This window comes from Streptomyces sp. NPDC014894 (genome assembly GCF_043080985.1).
Lineage (GTDB): Bacteria > Actinomycetota > Actinomycetes > Streptomycetales > Streptomycetaceae > Streptomyces.
This window is the reverse complement of sequence record NZ_JBIBWD010000010.1, coordinates 161,745-178,927: the sequence shown is the minus strand read 5'-3', so window position 1 is coordinate 178,927 and position 17,183 is coordinate 161,745. Positions and strand designations below refer to the sequence as shown.

General features: G+C 73.2%; 14 protein-coding genes and 1 tRNA gene. 5 read left to right on the top strand and 10 right to left on the bottom strand.

Annotation, left to right across the window (positions count from 1 at the left end):
- The first annotated feature begins 1 nt into the window (after position 1).
- Entirely contained in the window at positions 2-526 is a 525-nt protein-coding gene (locus ACF089_RS24420) for a GNAT family N-acetyltransferase (protein ID WP_392030178.1), read from the top strand.
- A 25-nt stretch (positions 527-551) separates the two neighbouring features.
- On the opposite strand, the gene ACF089_RS24415 is transcribed toward ACF089_RS24420, so the two are convergent.
- Genes ACF089_RS24415 through ACF089_RS24405 form a run of 3 tightly spaced genes read right to left on the bottom strand, consistent with a single transcriptional unit; the run spans position 552 to position 3,260 of the window.
- Positions 552-1,361 carry an energy-coupling factor ABC transporter ATP-binding protein gene (locus ACF089_RS24415; RefSeq protein WP_392030580.1) on the bottom strand — a complete coding sequence of 270 codons (810 nt, stop codon included), beginning with the start codon at positions 1,359-1,361 and terminating at the stop codon, positions 552-554.
- The gene (cbiQ, locus tag ACF089_RS24410; protein ID WP_392030175.1) at positions 1,358-2,116 is read right to left on the bottom strand and encodes a cobalt ECF transporter T component CbiQ; all 759 of its coding nucleotides are present in this window, start codon (positions 2,114-2,116) and stop codon (positions 1,358-1,360) included. The genes ACF089_RS24415 and cbiQ overlap by 4 nt, the downstream gene beginning before the upstream one ends.
- A 1-nt stretch (position 2,117) precedes the next feature.
- Positions 2,118-3,260, bottom strand: a complete 1,143-nt coding sequence (locus ACF089_RS24405; protein ID WP_392030172.1) for an energy-coupling factor ABC transporter permease — start codon at positions 3,258-3,260, stop codon at positions 2,118-2,120.
- 186 nt (positions 3,261-3,446) lie between these two features.
- Here ACF089_RS24405 and ACF089_RS24400 point away from each other — a divergent pair, with 186 nt between their 5' ends.
- Positions 3,447-3,851, top strand: coding sequence for an SsgA family sporulation/cell division regulator (locus ACF089_RS24400; protein ID WP_392030169.1), 405 nt, complete (start codon positions 3,447-3,449; stop codon positions 3,849-3,851).
- A gap of 120 nt (positions 3,852-3,971) precedes the next feature.
- Here ACF089_RS24400 and ACF089_RS24395 read toward each other — a convergent pair whose 3' ends face one another.
- Positions 3,972-6,200 carry an MMPL family transporter gene (locus ACF089_RS24395; protein WP_392030166.1) on the bottom strand — a complete coding sequence of 743 codons (2,229 nt, stop codon included), beginning with the start codon at positions 6,198-6,200 and terminating at the stop codon, positions 3,972-3,974.
- A 307-nt stretch (positions 6,201-6,507) separates the two neighbouring features.
- Positions 6,508-7,092, bottom strand: coding sequence for a TetR/AcrR family transcriptional regulator (locus ACF089_RS24390; protein ID WP_392030163.1), 585 nt, complete (start codon positions 7,090-7,092; stop codon positions 6,508-6,510).
- 234 nt (positions 7,093-7,326) lie between these two features.
- On the opposite strand from ACF089_RS24390, the gene ACF089_RS24385 reads away from it, so the two are divergent.
- On the top strand, positions 7,327-10,725 hold the full coding sequence (locus ACF089_RS24385; RefSeq protein ID WP_392030160.1) for a S41 family peptidase: 3,399 nt from the start codon (positions 7,327-7,329) through the stop codon (positions 10,723-10,725).
- Positions 10,726-10,931: 206 nt separating this feature from the next.
- Here the strand turns inward: ACF089_RS24385 and ACF089_RS24380 are convergent, their stop codons facing one another.
- On the bottom strand, positions 10,932-11,813 hold the full coding sequence (locus tag ACF089_RS24380) for an SDR family oxidoreductase (protein ID WP_392030157.1): 882 nt from the start codon (positions 11,811-11,813) through the stop codon (positions 10,932-10,934).
- Positions 11,810-13,348 (bottom strand): flavin-containing monooxygenase, encoded by a 1,539-nt coding sequence (locus ACF089_RS24375; RefSeq protein ID WP_392030154.1) that lies wholly within the window; start codon positions 13,346-13,348, stop codon positions 11,810-11,812. The genes ACF089_RS24380 and ACF089_RS24375 overlap by 4 nt, the downstream gene beginning before the upstream one ends.
- A gap of 154 nt (positions 13,349-13,502) precedes the next feature.
- On the opposite strand from ACF089_RS24375, the gene ACF089_RS24370 reads away from it, so the two are divergent.
- The gene (locus ACF089_RS24370) at positions 13,503-14,186 is read left to right on the top strand and encodes a MerR family transcriptional regulator (RefSeq protein ID WP_392030577.1); all 684 of its coding nucleotides are present in this window, start codon (positions 13,503-13,505) and stop codon (positions 14,184-14,186) included.
- 110 nt (positions 14,187-14,296) lie between these two features.
- On the opposite strand, the gene ACF089_RS24365 is transcribed toward ACF089_RS24370, so the two are convergent.
- Complete coding sequence (locus tag ACF089_RS24365; RefSeq protein ID WP_392030151.1) at positions 14,297-15,097, bottom strand: exodeoxyribonuclease III; 801 nt, start codon at positions 15,095-15,097, stop codon at positions 14,297-14,299.
- Between the two features lie 63 nt (positions 15,098-15,160).
- On the opposite strand from ACF089_RS24365, the gene ACF089_RS24360 reads away from it, so the two are divergent.
- Positions 15,161-15,646: a GNAT family N-acetyltransferase gene (locus tag ACF089_RS24360; protein ID WP_392030148.1), complete on the top strand. Its 486-nt coding sequence runs from the start codon at positions 15,161-15,163 to the stop codon at positions 15,644-15,646.
- A gap of 148 nt (positions 15,647-15,794) precedes the next feature.
- On the opposite strand, the gene ACF089_RS24355 is transcribed toward ACF089_RS24360, so the two are convergent.
- Positions 15,795-15,868: transfer RNA gene (locus tag ACF089_RS24355), tRNA-Ala, on the bottom strand.
- A 92-nt stretch (positions 15,869-15,960) separates the two neighbouring features.
- Complete coding sequence (gene glpR / locus ACF089_RS24350; RefSeq protein ID WP_392030145.1) at positions 15,961-17,076, bottom strand: gephyrin-like molybdotransferase receptor GlpR; 1,116 nt, start codon at positions 17,074-17,076, stop codon at positions 15,961-15,963.
- Between the last annotated feature and the right edge of the window lie 107 nt (positions 17,077-17,183).

The following is a 17,183-nucleotide window of genomic DNA, read 5'->3' as shown; positions in this document are numbered from 1 at the left end:
CATGATGCGGGGAGAGCTGGTGGGGCTGCGCGCCCTGGAGCCGTCGGACGCCGAGGCGCTGTGGCGGTGGAACCACGACCCCGAGGTCATGCGCTGGATGGACGACGGCCACCCCCAGTCCCTGGCCCGGACCCGCGCGTCCCTGGAGGAAAGGCCCCGCAACGCCTACGGCGACGTCCTCCTCGGCATCGAGGCGACCGAGGACGCCCGGCTCATCGGCCTGATCCGGCTGCGCGACGCCGAGCCGGAGACCGGCTGCGCCGATCTGGACGTCTACCTCGGCGAGAAGGAGTACTGGGGGCGCGGCTTCGCCACCGACGCGATGCGCCGCGCCTGCCGTTACGGCTTCGAGGACATGCGTCTGCACAAGATCTCCCTCACCGTCGTCACCGAGAACCACGCGGCACGCCGGGTCTACGAGAAGGTCGGCTTCGTGGAAGAGGGCCGGCTGCGCTCGGTCTTCCGCCGCGACGGCCGCTGGTACGACCAGTTCGCCATGGGTCTGCTGGAGGGCGAGCTGCGCTAGGGTCTTTCTTTTGGATCAGGCCGGATCAGGTCCGACGGCCCGGGGCGGCCGGGACCGAGCCCGGGTCGAAGCCGTAGGGGAGTTCGAGGCGGTGGGCGCGGAGGAGGCGGGTGTCGGAGAGGAGCGCGGCGGTGGGGCCGTCGGCGGCGATGACTCCTTCGCCGAGGACGACGGACCGGGGGCACAGCTCCAGGGCGTAGGGCAGGTCGTGGGTGACCATCAGCAGGGTGACGTCCAGTTCCCGGACCAGGTCGGCGAGTTCGCGGCGGGCGGCCGGGTCGAGGTTGGAGGAGGGCTCGTCGAGGACGAGGATCTCCGGGTCCATGACGAGGACGGTGGCGACGGCGACCCGGCGGCGCTGGCCGAAGGAGAGGTGGTGCGGCGGCCGTTCGGCGTACTCGGCCATGCCGACGCGTTCGAGGGCGCGGTCCACCCGGGAGCGGAGGGCCGCCCCGCGCACCCCGGCGGCGGCGGGGCCGAAGGCGACGTCCTCGCGGACGGTGGGCATGAAGAGCTGGTCGTCCGGGTCCTGGAAGACGATGCCGACGGCGCGTCTGATCTCCGCGAGGTTCTCCTCGGCGACCGGGAGGCCCGCGACGGCGACGGTCCCGGCCCCGCCGGTCAGGATGCCGTTGAGATGGAGGACGAGGGTGGTCTTGCCCGCGCCGTTGGGGCCGAGCAGGGCGACGCGTTCGCCCCGGGCGACGGTCAGATCGACCCCGAAGAGGGCCTGGTGGCCGTCGGGATAGGCGTAGGCGAGGCCCCGGACCTCCAGCGACGGGGCCGTCCGTCCCCCGCCCGGGGGCCCCGGGGAGAGCGGCGCGCGGGCGGTCACAGCGTCCACCCCAGCAGACAGACGGTGAGCGCGGCGGTCGGCAGGGCGGCCGCCGCCGCCCACTGGGCGCGGGTCGCGCCCGAGTCGTCGATCAGCGGGAGGACGCCGGTGTATCCCCGGCTCACCATGGCGAGATGGACCCGCTCCCCGCGTTCGTAGGAGCGGATGAAGAGCGCGCCCGCCGACTTGGCGAGGACGCCCCACTGCCGTATCCCCCGGGCCCCGAACCCGCGTGATCTGCGGGCGATCGACATCCGGCGCAGCTCCCCGGCGACCACATCGCCGTAACGGATCATGAAGGAGGCGATCTGCACCATGGGCTGGGGCAGTCGCAGCCGCTGGAGGCCGAGGAGCAGGGCGCGCAGATCGGTGGTGGCGGCGAGGAGGAGGGAGGCGGCGACGCCGAGGGTGCCCTTGGCCAGGACGTTCCAGGCCCCCCAGAGCCCGGGGAGGCTGAGGGAGAGCCCGAGGACGGCGGTCCGTTCGCCGGGGACGACGAACGGCAGGAGCAGCGCGAAGGCGACGAAGGGGATCTCGATGAGGAGCCGCCGCAGCAGAAAGCCGGCCGGGATCCGGGCCAGGGCGGCGACGGCGGCGAGCAGCAGCGCGTACAGGCCGAAGGCCCAGACCGCGGTGCGCGGGGTGGCGGCGACGACGAGAGCGAAGCAGAGGACGGCGAGAAGTTTGCAGTGCGCGGGCAGGGTGTGGACCGGCGAGTCGCCGGGCCGGTGCAGGACGGGGTGGCCGCCGCCCATGTCAGGAGGCGTTCGGCGCGCGGCCGGCGCCGGCGTGTCGGCCCCGGCGGCGTCGGCGGACGGTGAGGTGGAAGAGCCCGGTGCCCACGGCGACGGTCGCGCCGACGCCGGCGACGCCCGCGAGGCCGACGGAGAGCCGGGCGTCGGCGAGGTCCCCGAAGCCGTAGTCGGCGAGCGGCGAGTCGGCGGCGGCGTGATCGCGGACCCGTTCGTCCATGCCCTGGTCGGCGGCGACCTTCTCCAGGCCGTCGGGGCTGGCGGAGGCGTAGAAGGAGACGCCTCCGGCGAGGACGAGCGCGGCGGCCAGGCCCGCGAGCCAGATCCGGCGCGGGGAGCGGGGTGTCTGGGGCGCGGGTGACGGCTCGGCGGGCGGGGCCGGAGGCGGCGGGGAGGCGGGCGGCGGATCGGCGGGCGGGGGCGGCGGGGCGTCGATCAGGCGGCCGTCGACACGGAGTTTGAGCGCGGGCGCGAGCCCCCGGGCCCCGTGCACGAGGTCGGGGCGCACCGCGAGCACCGCGCCGACGGTGAGCATGGTGATCACCGCCTCCCCCACGCCGATGAGCACATGGACGCCGACCATCGCGGCGAGGACGGTGCGGAACGGCACCTCGGTGGTGCCGCCGACGGCGTGGAGCAGGGTGAAGGCGGCGGCGGACGCCGGTACGGAGACCAGGGCGGCGGCGAAGGCGGCGGCGGTCACCGAGCGCCGGGCGCGCGGCAGCACGGCGAGCAGCGCGCGGAAGACGGCGTACGCGGTCACGACGGTGACCACGCCCATGATCACGACATTGACGCCGAGGGCGGTGAGACCGCCGTCGGCGAAGAGCAGTCCCTGGACGAGCAGGACGACGGAGACGCAGAGCACCCCGGCGAAGGGTCCGACGAGGATCGCGGCGAGCGCGCCGCCCAGCAGATGTCCGCTGGTGCCCGCGGCGACGGGGAAGTTCAGCATCTGTACGGCGAAGACGAACGCGGCGACGAGTCCGGCGAGCGGGGCGGTGCGCTCGGCGGCCCGGCCGATGACGCCGGGGGCCGGGCCCAGTTCGCGGCGGGCGCCCTTGAGGCTGATCGCGACGGCCGCGGCGGCCACGGCCCCGGCCGCGAGGGACACGGGTGCGTCGATGAATCCGTCAGGCACATGCATGGCACGCTCCGTATCGGACAGACGACCACTGTTCGACTGTTGGCCGCCCGACGATAGTGGGCCTGTTGCACATCGCTCGCAAGAGCGGACCGGTCACAGAAAGGGGTCATGCGCGATATGGAATCGATCCCTCCCATGAAATATGGGACATTAGAGGACAAATAAGACGAGTGTGAGGAGCGTCCGATGTCCGCCGCCGCCGTCGAAGATCTTGCCTGGGGCCGGATAGTCACCGACGCTCCCCAGGAGCGTCCCGTACGCGTCGCACTCAGCTACGAACCGGCCGAGGATCCCCGCTCGGTGCGGTTCTCCTTCCCCGGCGGGCAGGACGTGCCCCGCGAGTGGACCTTCCCCCGCGAGGTGCTGGAGACGGGGCTGCGCGCCCCGGTCCGCAGCGGGAATGTGGAGGTCTGGCCGTGCGGCCGGGTACAGGCCGTGGTCGAGTACCACACGGCCGACGGGGTCTCGGTGGTGCAGTTCGACGCCAAGGCGCTCAGCCGGTTCCTGCGCCACACCTACGCGGCGGCCGCGACCGCCCCGGCGCCGGCGGCCCCCGCCGCCCCCGCCGCACCGGCGGCCCCCGCGGGCTGAGAAGAGCGCGCCGAACGGCCGGTGGCCGCACCCCCGGGCAGGGAGTGCGGCCACCGGCCGTGCGCGCCGGGTCAGCGCCCGGGCGGTCTCCCGCCCCGGGCGCGCACCCGTTCGGCGCAATCAGACACGGGCGAGCTGACGGTCGCCGTCCGGGTCCTCGGGCGCGTGGGCCAGCTGCTTCTGGAGCTGCTCACCCTCCACGTCCACATTGGGCAGCGCCCGGTCCAGCCAGCGCGGCAGCCACCAGGCCTTGTGCCCGAGGAGCGCCAGCACCGCGGGCACGATGGCCATCCGGACCACGAAGGCGTCGAAGATCACCGCGATCGCCAGACCGAAGCCGATCATCGTGACCATCTGCTCCCCGGAGCCGATGAAGCCCGCGAAGACGCCCACCATGATCACCGCGGCGGCGGTGACGACCCGCGCGCCGTGCTTGAAGCCGGTCACGACGGCCTCGCCCGGCCGCTCGCCGTGGACATACGCCTCGCGCATCCGGGTGACGAGGAAGACCTCGTAGTCCATCGCCAGACCGAAGACCACGCCCACCATGAAGATCGGCATCATCGACATGATCGGACCGGGCTGCTCCACATTGAACAGCTCGCCGAGCCAGCCCCACTGGAAGACCGCGACGACCGCGCCCAGCGCCGCGAGGACGGAGAGCAGGAAGCCGAGGGCCGCCTTCAGCGGCACCAGGATGGAGCGGAAGACCAGCACCAGCAGCAGGAAGGCGAGGCCGACGACCAGCGCCAGATAGGGCACCAGCGCGTCGTTCATCTTCTGCGAGAAGTCGATGTTCAGCGCCGTGGTGCCGGTGACCAGCACCTTCGCACCGGTGTCGGAGGCGATGTCCTTGCCGGAGTCACGGATGTCATGGACCAGGTTCTCGGTCTTCACCGAGGAGGGGCGGTCCTTGGGGACCACGGTGACGATGCCGGTGTTGCGGGCCTCGTTCAGCGGGGCGGGCACGACCACGGCCACGCCGTCCAGCTCGCCGATCCGCTCGGCGACCTCGTCGACGGCGGCCTGGGGGTTCTTGCTCTCCTTGGCGTCGACCACCAGGGTCAGCGGACCGTTGAAGCCGGGGCCGAAACCGTCGGACAGCAGGTCGTACGCCTTGCGCGGGCTGGAGGACGGGGCCGAGGAGCCCTCGTCGGGCAGACCCAGCTGGAGCGAGCCCACCGGGATCGCGGCGACGCCGAGACCGACCACGCCGACGAGCAGCACGGCGATCGGACGGCGCAGGATGAAGCGGGCCCAGCGGGTGCCCATGTTGACCTTCGCCGGCTCCTGGGCGTGGCCCTCGGCGCCGGACGCCTTCGCGGCCTTGCGCGCCTTGCGGCCGAGCACCTTGTCGCCCGCGAAGCCGAGCAGCGCCGGGATGAGGGTGATCGCGATGATGACGGCGATCACGACCGTGCCCGCCGCGGCGAAGCCCATCTTGCTGAGCATCGGGATGTTGACGACGGCCAGGCCGACCAGGGCGATGACCACGGTCAGACCGGCGAAGACCACCGCGGAGCCCGCGGTGCCGGTCGCCCGGCCCGCCGCCTCCTCGCGGCTGTGACCCTCGGCCAGCTCCGCCCGGTAGCGGGAGACGATGAAGAGCGCGTAGTCGATGCCGACCGCGAGGCCGATCATCATCGCCAGGGTGCCGGTGGTGGTGCCCAGATCGAAGACATTGGCCAGCGCGGTGATCGAGGAGATGCCGATGCCGACGCCGATGATGGCGGTGAGCAGCGGGAGTCCGGCGGCGATCAGCGAGCCGAAGGTGATGGCCAGCACGATCGCCGCGATGGCGATGCCGATCATCTCGGAGGAGGACGGGTCCACCTCCGCCATGGCGGCGTCACCGCCGATCTCGACGGTCAGCCCCCCGTCGCGGGCCTTCTCGCCGCTCTTGGTCAGCGCCTCACGGGTGTCGTCGGTCAGCTCCATGGTGCTGACCTTGTAGGTCACCGAGATGTACGCGGTGAGCTCGTCCTTGGAGACGGCCTTGGCGCTGTACGGGTCGACGACGGAGGCGACCTGGTCGGAGCCGCCCGTCAGCTCGGCGACGGTCTTGTTGACCCGGTCCTTGTTGGCGGGGTCGGTCATCTTCTGGCCGTCGGGGGCCTTGAAGACGATCCTGGCGGTGGCGCCGTCGGCGCTCGCGCCCGGGAATCGCTCTTCCAGGACGTCGAAGGCCTGCTGGGACTCGGTGCCCGGGAGGGCGAAGCCCGGGTCCTTGGGGGTGGACGCGCTGGACGCGCCGACACCGGCGAGGACCAGCAGCGCCACCCATATCAGGGCGACGAGCCGGCGGCGCCGGAAGGCGAGCCGGCCGAGCTTGTAGAGGAACGTGGCCACGAGGGCGTACTCCCGTTATTGAAAGACGAACAGGACATGGGGAGTCGGCCCGACGGACGAGAGCGGCGCGCGTCAGGTGCGGGGGCGGTGCTGAGCGGGGTGGGGAGGAGGCTCGTGGGGAGAGCCGGGGTTCGAAAAGGGCTCGGGGGAAGCCGCGGGCCCGCTGGGGAAGGGGCCCTGAAGTCTCAGGCGGGTCGGAAGGCGGGTCGGAAGGTCGGTCAGCGGGTCACGGACGGCTCAGGTGCGCGGCAGGGCCGACAGTGCGGGCAGCCGCCCACGCCTCGACGGCCGGGTGTACGCGTACGCATCAGGCCTCCAGCGCCGGAAGGACGACGGCGTCCACGTACTGGCGGAGGAACTCGACGTCGGGAGGCCGGATGTCGACCACCTCCCGGGCGAAGAACACACCGAGCAGCATGTGCGGAAGAAACTCCTTCGCGGGGTTGTCCTCACGGATCTCCCCCCGCTCGACCGCACGCCGCACCACGGTCTGCAACTCACCCGAATCGGGCTCGACCAGCTGCTCCCGCAGCGCGCGGTGGAGATCCGGATGGGTGTGGATGGCCTGGAACAGCCCGCGCAGCAACGCGGTGTCCCGCGCCATCTCGGCGTCGTCGCCCCGGCACACCATCGCGTGGAAGTCACCGCGCAGCGAGCCCGTGTCGATCTCACCGTCGCCGTGCGGCGACATGTGGCGCAGCGCCCTCGCCACCAGCTCGGGCTTGCCGCCCCACTGACGGTAGAGGGTGGCCTTGCTGGAGCGGGTGCGGGTGGCGACCGCGTCCATCGTGAGGGCGTCGTACCCCACTTCGCGCAGCAGATCGAGGACGGCGCTGAAAAGCTCGTCCTCGCGCTCCGGCGTCAGCCTGCTGCGTGCCGGACTGCGTGTCATGACGGGCCTCCCTCCACCGATCGGCGACCAACCGAACGAAACGGTTTCGTACACTTAGGAATTTACTGCACCACTCATCGAAACGACAACGTTTCGCTTGTGTCCTCGGTCACGCCGGACGGCCGTACGGGGGAAGAGGCGGGGAAGGGGCGGGGGGAGAGGCGGGGAAGCGGGACCGCGGCGTCGTCCGCCGCAGAAGTTGCCGCGTCCCCGGAGCGCGGAAAGCATTGGGGGGTGAGCGACGACGTGGCCTATCTCCGCTTCCCGCATCTCCACGGCGATCTGCTGTGCTTCGCCGCCGAGGACGATCTCTGGGTCGCGCCCCTGGTCCCGGCGGGGCGCCGGCCGGGCCGGGCCTGGCGGCTGACCGTCGACCGGACCCGCGTCGGACACCCCCGCTTCTCCCCCGACGGCCGCCGGATCGCGTACACGAACTGGCGCAGTCTGGATCCCGAGATCCATCTCGTGCCGACGGCGGGCGGGCCGGCCCACCGGCTGAGCCACTGGGGCTCGTCCGACACCCGGGTCTGCGGCTGGACCCCGGACGGCCAGGTGCTCGCCGTCTCCTCGCACGGCCAGCCCTTCTCGTACTTCTCCTGGGCGTACAGCGTCCCCACCGACGGCTCCCCCGGCGGACAGCTGCCCTGGGGCCCGGTCTCGGACATCGCGGTCACCGACGCGGGCGAGGAGCGGCGCACCCTGCTGCTCAGCGGGAAGCCGCCGCACGAGCCCGCCTCCTGGAAGCGGTACCGGGGCGGGGCGACCGGGCGGCTCTGGCTGCACGGGCGGCGGCTGCTGCCCGATCTGAACGGGCATCTGGACTGCCCGATGTTCGTCGCGGGCCGGATCGCCTTCCTCTCCGACCACGAGGGCGTCGGCAATCTGTACTCGTGTCTGCCGGACGGGACCGATCTGAGACGTCATACCGACCATGACGCGTTCTACGCCCGTCATGCCTCCACCGACGGACTGCGGGTCGTGTACCAGTGCGCGGGCGAGCTGTGGGCCGCCGAGGATCTGACCGACCCAAACGCGCGTCCGCGCAGGCTGGAGGTGCGGCTCGGCGGCCCCCGGACCGGCCGCCGCCCCTACCAGGTGCCGGCCGCGAGCCATGTGGACGCGGTCTCCGTGGACACCACCGGCCGGGCGAGCGCCGTCTCCGTACGCGGCAGCCTGTACTGGCTGACCCACCGCGACGGCCCGGCGCGCACCATCGCGGACACGCCGGGGGTACGGGTGCGGCTGCCGGTGATGCTCGGGACGGGCGGGCAGGTGGCGTATGTGACGGACGCGGAGGGCGAGGACGCGGTCGAGATCGCCTATCTGCCCCGGGCGAGCGGGGACCGCGAGCCCCGGCGGCTGGCGTCGGGGCTGCTGGGCCGGGTGCAGGAGCTGGTCTCGGACCCGGAGGGCGAGCTGCTGGCCGCCGCCTCCCACGACGGACGGCTGCTGCTGCTGGACGCCCGCGAGGAGGACGCCACGCCGGAAGGCACGGCGGACGGCACGGCGGACGGCACGGCGGAGGGGACGGCGGAGGGGACGGCGGACGGCACGGGAGATACGGGAGATACGGGAGACACCGGCGGGACAGGAGGCGCGGGGGGCCCGGGCGGGCGGGTGGTCGAGCTGATCCGCTCGGCGAACGGCCCGGTCCGCGATCTCGCCTTCTCCCCCGACGGCTCCTGGCTCGCCTGGTCCCAGCCGGGCGTCGGCCGCTCGCTGCGCCAGATCAAGCTGGCCCGGATCGCGGACCGGACCACCGTCGACGTCACCGACGGCCGCTTCGAGGACGAGAACCCGGTCTTCACCGGCGACGGCCGCTATCTCGCCTTCCTCTCCTGGCGGGGCTTCGACCCGGTGTACGACGTCCACACCGGCGATCTGTCCTTCCCGCTGGGCTGCCGCCCCTATCTCGTACCGCTGTCGTCGGCGACCCCGTCCCCCTTCGCGCTGTCGCCGGACGGGCGGCCCGCGGCGGGCGGTCTCGATCCGCTGGAGGAGCCCGACGCGTCGCCCGAGGAGGGCGCGGCCCCGCCGGTGATGGTGGAGATCGAGGGCCTGGAGAGCCGGGTGACGCCGTTCCCGGTGGCGGCGTCCAAGTATTCGGCGATGTGCCCGGTCGGCGGCGGCGGGCTGGTCTGGCTGCGCTGGCCGATCTCCGGCGCGCTCGGGGAGACGTTCGCCAATCCGGCGGACATGTCCGGCCGCCCCACCCTGGAGCACTTCGACATCTCCAAGGCGAGCCGGACCGAACTCGTCGCCCATCTGGACTGGTTCGCGGTGAGCGGGGACGGCACCCGGCTGGTGGTCGTCGACGAGGACGAGCTGAGCGCCGTCCCGGCGACCGAGCCCGGCGACGGCGACTCGACGGTCCTGCTCGATCTCCGGCGCATCCTGCACGAGGTGGACCCGGCGTCCGAGTGGCGTCAGTCGTACGCCGAGGCGGGCCGGCTGATCCGGGCCTACTTCTGGGACCCGGGGCTGAGCGGCGTCGACTGGGACGCGGTGCTCGACCAGTACCGGCCGCTGGTGGAACGGGTGGCGTCGCCCGACGAGTTCGCGGATCTGCTCCGGGAGGTGCTGGGCGAGCTGGGCACCTCGCACGCCTATGTCTCCCCGGCCCGCCGGAACGAGGGCCCGCCGCACTACCAGCGGCCGATGGGCATGCTGGGCGCCAATCTGGTCTGCCGGGACGGGGAGTGGCTGGTGAGAAGGATCCTGCCGGGCGAGTCCTCGGACTCCAAGGCGCGCTCGCCGCTGGCGGGCGCGGGCATCCGCGAGGGCGCCGCGATCACCCATGTGGACGGCCGCCCGGTCGACCCGGTGGCGGGTCCCTTCCCGATGCTGTCGGCGGCGGGCGGCACCACGGTCGAGCTGACGTTCCGGCCCGCCGAGGGCGGCCCCGGCTCGCGGCGGGTCGCGGTGGTCCCGCTGGTGGACGAGCGCCCGCTGCGCTATCAGGACTGGGTGGCGAAACGGCGCGCGGTGGTGCGGGAGCTGAGCGGCGGCGCCTGCGGCTATCTCCACATCCCGGACCTGGGCGGCTCCGGCTGGGCGCAGTTCAACCGGGATCTGCGGCTGGAGGTGGACCGCCCGGCGCTGATCGTGGACGTCCGGGGCAACGCGGGCGGGCACATCAGCGAGCTGGTGGTGGAGAAGCTGAGCCGGCGGATCCTGGGCTGGGACCTGACCCGGGACGCCCAGCCGGTCTCGTACGCCTCCAACGCGCCGCGCGGCCCGGTCGTCGCGCTGGCGGACGAGGCGACCTCGTCCGACGGCGACATGATCACGGCGGCGTTCAAGCTGCTGGGGCTCGGGCCCGTGGTGGGGTGCCGGACCTGGGGCGGGGTGGTGGGGATGACCGGGCGGCACCGGCTGGGCGACGGCACGGTGATCACCGTGCCGATGAACGCGGCCTGGTTCGACGCCTACGGCTGGTCGGTGGAGAACCACGGCGTGGAGCCGGATCTGTACGCCCTGCGGACCCCGCTCGACTGGGCCGAGGGCCGCCACGCGGGACTGGACGACGCGGTGCGCCTCGCGCTGGAGATGCTCGCCGAGCGGCCCGCGGCGAGCCCTCCGGGGTACGACCGCGTACCGGACCGGCGACGGCCGGCACTGCCGCCCCGCTGACGGCGAACGGGCGGCGGCGGGCGGGAGACAGCGGGAGACGGCAGGCGGGCGATACCCGGCGCGCGTCCGCCCGAGCCGCGCGCCGGGTGCGCGAGCCGGGCACGCGAGCCGGGGCAGGGGCCGGGGCACGCGCCGGGTCCACACAGAGCCGCGCGCCGGGCGCACGCGCCGCCCGCCCGTCCCCCGTCCCCGTCCCCGGCCCCGGGTCAGCCGGACGACGCCCTGGACGCCTCGTCCGCCGCGCCGCCCGCGCCCACCAGACCGGTGTCCACGGCCTTGAGACGCGGCTCGTAGCGGGCCATCTCCCGGCGGCCCACCGCGGCGATCAGCGCCGGCAGGATCCCGCGCACCGACTGCGTCCCGCGCAGCCACCGCTGCGCGTACACATGCGCCGAACGGCGCTCGATCCCCGCCACGATCCGGTCGACGGCCGGGCCGAGCGGATAGGTGCGGCCGGCCGGCCAGGGCAGCCGTGCGCGCAGCTCGCGCATCACCTCGTCGCGGTCGGCCCCCCGGACCATGTCGGTGTCCGTCCAGGACAGATACGCCACACCGACCCGTACGCCCCGGTGGGCGACCTCGGCGCGCAGACTGTGCGCGAAGGCCTCGGCCCCGGACTTCGAGGCGCAGTACGCGGTCATCATCGGCGCGGGGCTGATCGCGGCGAGCGAGGCGATCTGGAGGAAGTAGCCCCGGCTCTCGGTCAGCACGGGCAGAAAGGCGCGTCCGGTGACGGCGCTCCCGATCAGATTGACCTCGATCACCCGCCGCCAGGCCGCCGGGTCGGAGTCGGCGAACGGGCCGCCCGCCGCCACCCCCGCGTTGGCCACGACGATGTCGACCTTGCCGAATCGCTCCTTGACCTCCGCCGCCACCCGGTCCATCGCCGCGTGGTCGGTCACATCGGCCGGCCACCAGTGGCTCTCGGAGTGCAGCCGGCCGCAGACCCGCTCCAGCTCCTCGGGCTCCAGGCCCACCAGCGCCACCCGGGCCCCGCGCGCGGAGAGCTTGCGGGCGAGGAGTTCGCCCACGCCCCGGGCCGCGCCGGTGACCACCGCGACCTGTCCGTCGAGTCCGCCTCCGCTCATACGGCGCCCTCCCGCGTCGAAGCGGACTCGGAGGCGGCCCCGGCGGCGGCGGGCGCGCGGAGGACGTCGTACTCCGCCAGATTCACTTCCCGGGTCACCCGCCGGAACTCGCCGGTCGTCCCCGGCCAGACCGTGGTGTTGCGCCCGGCCGCGTCCAGGTACCAGCTGGTGCAGCCGCCGGTGTTCCACACGGTCCGCCTCATCCGCTCCTGCACCCGGTGGTTCCAGGCGGCGACGGCCGCCGGGCGGGGGGTGAGCGCGGTGCGGCCCCCGAGGACGGTGAGCTGGCGCAGATAGTCGGCCATGTAGTTCAGCTGGGACTCGATCATGAGGATCATCGAGGAGTTCCCGAGGCCGGTGTTGGGTCCGATGATCGTCATCCAGTTGGGGAAGCCCTCGGCGGTCGCGCCGCGCAGCGACCGCATCCCGTCCTTCCACGCCTCGGCGAGGGTGATCCCGTCCGCGCCGACGACCCGGTCGGCGATCGGCATGTCGGTGACCCGGAATCCGGTGCCGAAGACGATCGCGTCGGCCTCGGTCTCGGTGCCGTCGGCGGCGACCAGCGTCGAGCCGCGGACCTCCGCGAGCCCGGAGGCCACCACCTTCACATTGGGCCGGGCGAGCGCCGGGTAGTAGTCGCTGGAGAGCAGGATCCGCTTGCAGCCGATGCGGTACGAGGGCGTCAGCGCGGCCCGCAGCGCCGGGTCCTTGATCGACTTGGCGAGATTGGCCCTGGCCAGCGCCTCCACCGGGCCGAGCCGCCCGGGCTGCTTGGTGAAGGCGGAGACCTGGAGTTCGCGCAGGCCCCAGAGCGCGCCGCGCCGCAGCGATCCGGTGAAGGGCAGCCGCCGGTGCAGCCAGCGCTCGGCCCCGGTGATCCGCCGGTCCATCCGGGCCATCACCCACGGCGGGGTCCGCTGGAAGAGGGTCAGCTCGGCCGCCTGGGGCTGGATGGCGGGCACGATCTGGATCGCGGAGGCCCCGGTGCCGATCATCGCGATCCGCTTGCCGCGCAGCTCGTAGTCGTGGTCCCAGCGGGCGGTGTGGAAGACCTTGCCGGGGAAGGAGGCGAGCCCCGGGATCTCGGGGATTCTCGGGTCGGAGAGCGGTCCGGTGGCGGAGACGACGACATCGGCCGTGTAGTCGCCCGCGCCGGTCTCGATCGTCCAGCGCAGCGCGTCGGCGTCCCAGGTCATCATCCGCACCTCGTGGCCCAGGCGCAGATGCGGGCGGAGCCCGAAGACGTCGGCGACGTGCTCCAGATAGGCGCGTATGTGGCGCTGGCCGGAGAAGGTGCGGGGCCAGTCGGGGTTGGGGGCGAAGGAGAACGAGTAGAGGTGCGAGGGCACGTCGCAGGCGCACCCCGGGTAGCTGTTGTCGCGCCAGGTCCCGCCGACGGAGTCGGCGCGCTCCAGGACGACGAAGTCGGTGATCCCCTCGCGGCGGAGCCGGACGGCGGCTCCGAGGCCGCCGAATCCGGATCCGATGACCGCGACTCGTACATGCTGTCGGTGCTCCTGCTTCCGTCGGCTCACGCCGCCTCCCACTGAACGCCACAACCTTGCCAGCGATCACTGGCACAGTTCGGAGCGTAGAGCAGCCGCACCGCCGAGCGGTAGAGGCAGGACCCGCCAAGTCACTGGCGGTACAACATAGGCTTCCCCCGTGGCAGAAGGACGCGAGTACCGCATGGAGGAGCTGGCCCGGGAGGCCGGCATCACGGTGCGCACCCTGCGCTTCTACCGCGAGCGCGGGCTGCTCCCGCCGCCCCGCCGCGAGGGCCGTATCGCCTGGTACGACGATCACCATCTGGCCCGGCTGCGCACCATCGCGGCGCTGCTGGAGCGCGGGCACACCCTGAACGGCATCGCCGATCTGGCGGCGGTGTTCGAGAGCGGCCGGGACGCGGGCGAGGCGCTGGGCCTGGGGCTGGGCGAGCCGACCGAGGAGACCCCGGTCCGGCTCACCCCCGAGCAGCTCGCGGACCGCTTCGCGGGCGAGGTCACCCCGGAGAATCTGGCGACCGCGCTGGAGCTGGGCTATCTCGCGACGGACGGCGACGAGATCGTGCACATCAGCCGCCGGCTGCTGGAGGTGTCGGCCGCGCTGGTACGGGAGGGGGTGCCGCTCTCGGCCGTGCTGGAGGCGGGCCGCAGGGTGCGGGTCCACGCGGACGCGCTGGCCGAGCTGTTCGTGGCGGTCGTCGGCGAGCACGGACCGGGGACGGCCGCCGAGCGGCTGCGCCCGCTGGCCAAAAGCGTGGTGGACGCGGAGCTGTCCATGGCCCTGGACCGCGCCCTCCGCCGGGACCCGCCCGAAGCGCCCGGAGCGCCCGCACCGGCGGGTCCGGCGGGACCCGCCGAACCTGTCTGACCGGCCGGATCCACCGAGCCGCCTGCCTGCCCCGCCGAGCCCGCGCCGGACCTCCGGGACCCGCCGGCCCTCCCGGCCCCGGCGGCCCCGAAGCCCCCCGGCCCCCGGCGCTACGGCTGCTCGTACACCACCGTCACCGGCGCGTGGTCGCTCCATCGCTCCGCGTGCGTCGCAGCCCGCTCGACCGTCGCCTTGAGCGCCCGCCCGGCGAGACCCGGCGAGGCGATCTGGTAGTCGATGCGCCAGCCCGTGTCGTTGTCGAAGGCGCGCCCCCGGTAGGACCACCAGCTGTAGGGGCCCTCCTGCTCGGGGTGGAGCGCCCGGACGACGTCCACGTACTCCGCCTCGCCGACCACGCGCGAGAACCAGGCGCGCTCCTCGGGGAGGAAGCCGGAGTTCTTCTTGTTGCCGCGCCAGTTCTTCAGATCGGCCTCCTGGTGGGCGATGTTCCAGTCGCCGCAGACCACGACCTCCCGGCCGGCCGCCGCCGAGCGCGCGGTCAGCTCGCGCAGATACGGCAGGAACTCGTCCATGAACCGGATCTTCTCGTCCTGGCGCTCGGTGCCCACCTCGCCGGAGGGCAGATAGAGGCTGGCGACGGTGACGCCCGGCAGATCCGCCTCGATGTACCGCCCGCTGCCGTCGAACTCGGCCGAGCCGAAGCCGACCCGCACCTCGTCGGGCTCGCGCCGGGTGTAGAGCGAGACGCCCGCGCGCCCCTTCGTCCCGGCCGGGGCGTGCGCCGTGAACCAGCCCTCCGGCCGCCGCACCCCCTCCGGCAGCTGCTCCGGTTCGGCGCGCACCTCCTGGAGACAGATCACATCGGCGTCGGTCCCGGCCAGCCACTCCACGAAGCCCTTCTTCGCGGCGGCGCGGAGACCATTCACATTCACGGATGTCACGGTGAGCATCCCGGCACGATACCCACGACCGACGCGAAGGCCCGCATTTCGCCGACCCGTACGATCGACCGCATGGATGTACGACCCACCCCGTTCGACCACCCCGACGCCGTCAAGCTCAACGACCAGGTACTGCTCGAATACATCGAGCGGTACGGGGACGGAGAGGGCGACGAGACCCCGCTCTCCCCGGCGATGTTCGCTCCGCCGAGTGGCCTGTATCTCATCGCCTACGACGACGAGGACCATCCGGTGGCGACCGGCGGCTGGCGCGCCCTGGACGAGAACCCCGAGGGGTACGCGGACGGCGACGCCGAGCTGAAGCGCATGTACGTGATCCCCGAGGCGCGCGGCCTCGGCCTCGCCCGCCGGATCCTCACCGCGCTGGAGCACGACGCCCGCTCGGCGGGCCGCACCCGGATGGTGCTGGAGACCGGCGATCAGCAGCCCGAGGCGATAGCGCTCTACACCTCGACCGGCTACGCCCCCGCCGAGAGGAAGTTCGGCCACTACCGCGAGTACGAGAACAGCCGCTGCTACGTCAAGCCGCTGGCCTGACGCCGTTCGGGCCCCGGCCGGGGCCCGTCGGGACAGCACCCTACGGCACAGGACGAACAGCCCCTGAAACGACGGAATCCCGCCCGATCTCTACGATCGGACGGGATTTCGTCAGCGATCCCCGGAGCTACCGGGAACCGTTGCAGGGTGGACCTGTGGGGATTTGAACCCCAGACCCCCTCGATGCGAACGAGGTGCGCTACCAGACTGCGCCACAGGCCCTTGCAACGAGTGAAACTCTAGCATCCCCTCCGGGGTGCTTGGAAATCCGTTCCTTCGCTGGTCACAAGAGCCGCCGGGGCCGGCGGAGCGCGTCACTCATTGGCGGCGCGCGGACGGTCGTCGCCGTCCGCGTACTGATCGAACAGCGGGGTGCGGCCCCGGTCCCGGGAGGAGCGGCGCTGGGGCGGCGTACGGCGGCCCTGGGCGGGCGGCTCGGCGGACTCCGGCTGCGCCCCGGACGGGTCGGCCGTGGAGGACCGGGCCGAACTCCAGGTCTCCGGGTCGTTCATGTCCACGCCGCCCGTCGCGCGCGGGGCGACCGGCGCGGTGACATAGGTCGGCAGCGGCACCGGCACCGGCTCCCAGCTGTCGCCCGAGGCGGGGCCCCGGTCGCGCTGCTGGTCGACCCACTCCGCGTGGTCCGTCTGCTCGACCAGCGCACGGCGGTCGGCGGCCTGCGGGGAGAGCTTCACCGGCTGCGGCTCGGGGAGCGGCTCCGGCTCGCCGGACGCCTCGGGGGTCCCGGCCGCCGGGTCCTGATGGCGGCGCGGGCGGTTCTCGCGCAGCCGCTGGGCCGCCTGCTCCGCGCGGCGGCGGTCCATCACCACCACGAAGCGCCGGCGCTCCTGGCCCCGCAGATGCACGATGTACACGCTCAGCAGCACGGCGGGCAGCGCGGGGGCCCAGAGGAATCCGAGACCGCCGACGGCCGCCACGACCGAGCCGAGGGTGAACGCCACGAAGAGCAACGTGGTCGTACGGCGGCGGCGGGCCAGCACCTTGCCGCGCCGGGCCCGCTCACCGGCCGCGCCGCCGGGGCGCGGACGGCGGCGCCGGGGCTCGGGACCGCTCTGCTGCGCCGGGACGGACGCCTGCGCCGGGACCTGCGGGCGGACCGGGGGACGGTCGCCCGCGGGCCGGACATCGGTCCGGGGCGCGGCGAAGGCCCGGACGTCCACGGTACTCAGGCGGTCCGTGGCGGCGTCCGGGTCGACGTCGGGTCCTGGCTGCTCCCCGGCGCGCTCGCGCAACTCCTTGGCGTACCGGCGCTCCATCGCCCCGCGTCCGGACAGCAGCCGGATGGCGGTGGAGAAGCGTTCCGTCGGACGAGCCTCGTTCAACTCGTCCTGCCTGCGGAGCCACATCGGCACCAGGTAGGCGGCCCAGGCCCCGACGATGACTGCGTAGATGAGGCCGCTGCTGCTCACGGTCACACCGTAGAGGGATTCCGGCGGCAGGATCCGCCAATTGGCCCGGTGTGTCGCACGATCCCGCTGATATCACTGACTTTTTTTCTGATTGTTCTGATCGGAGT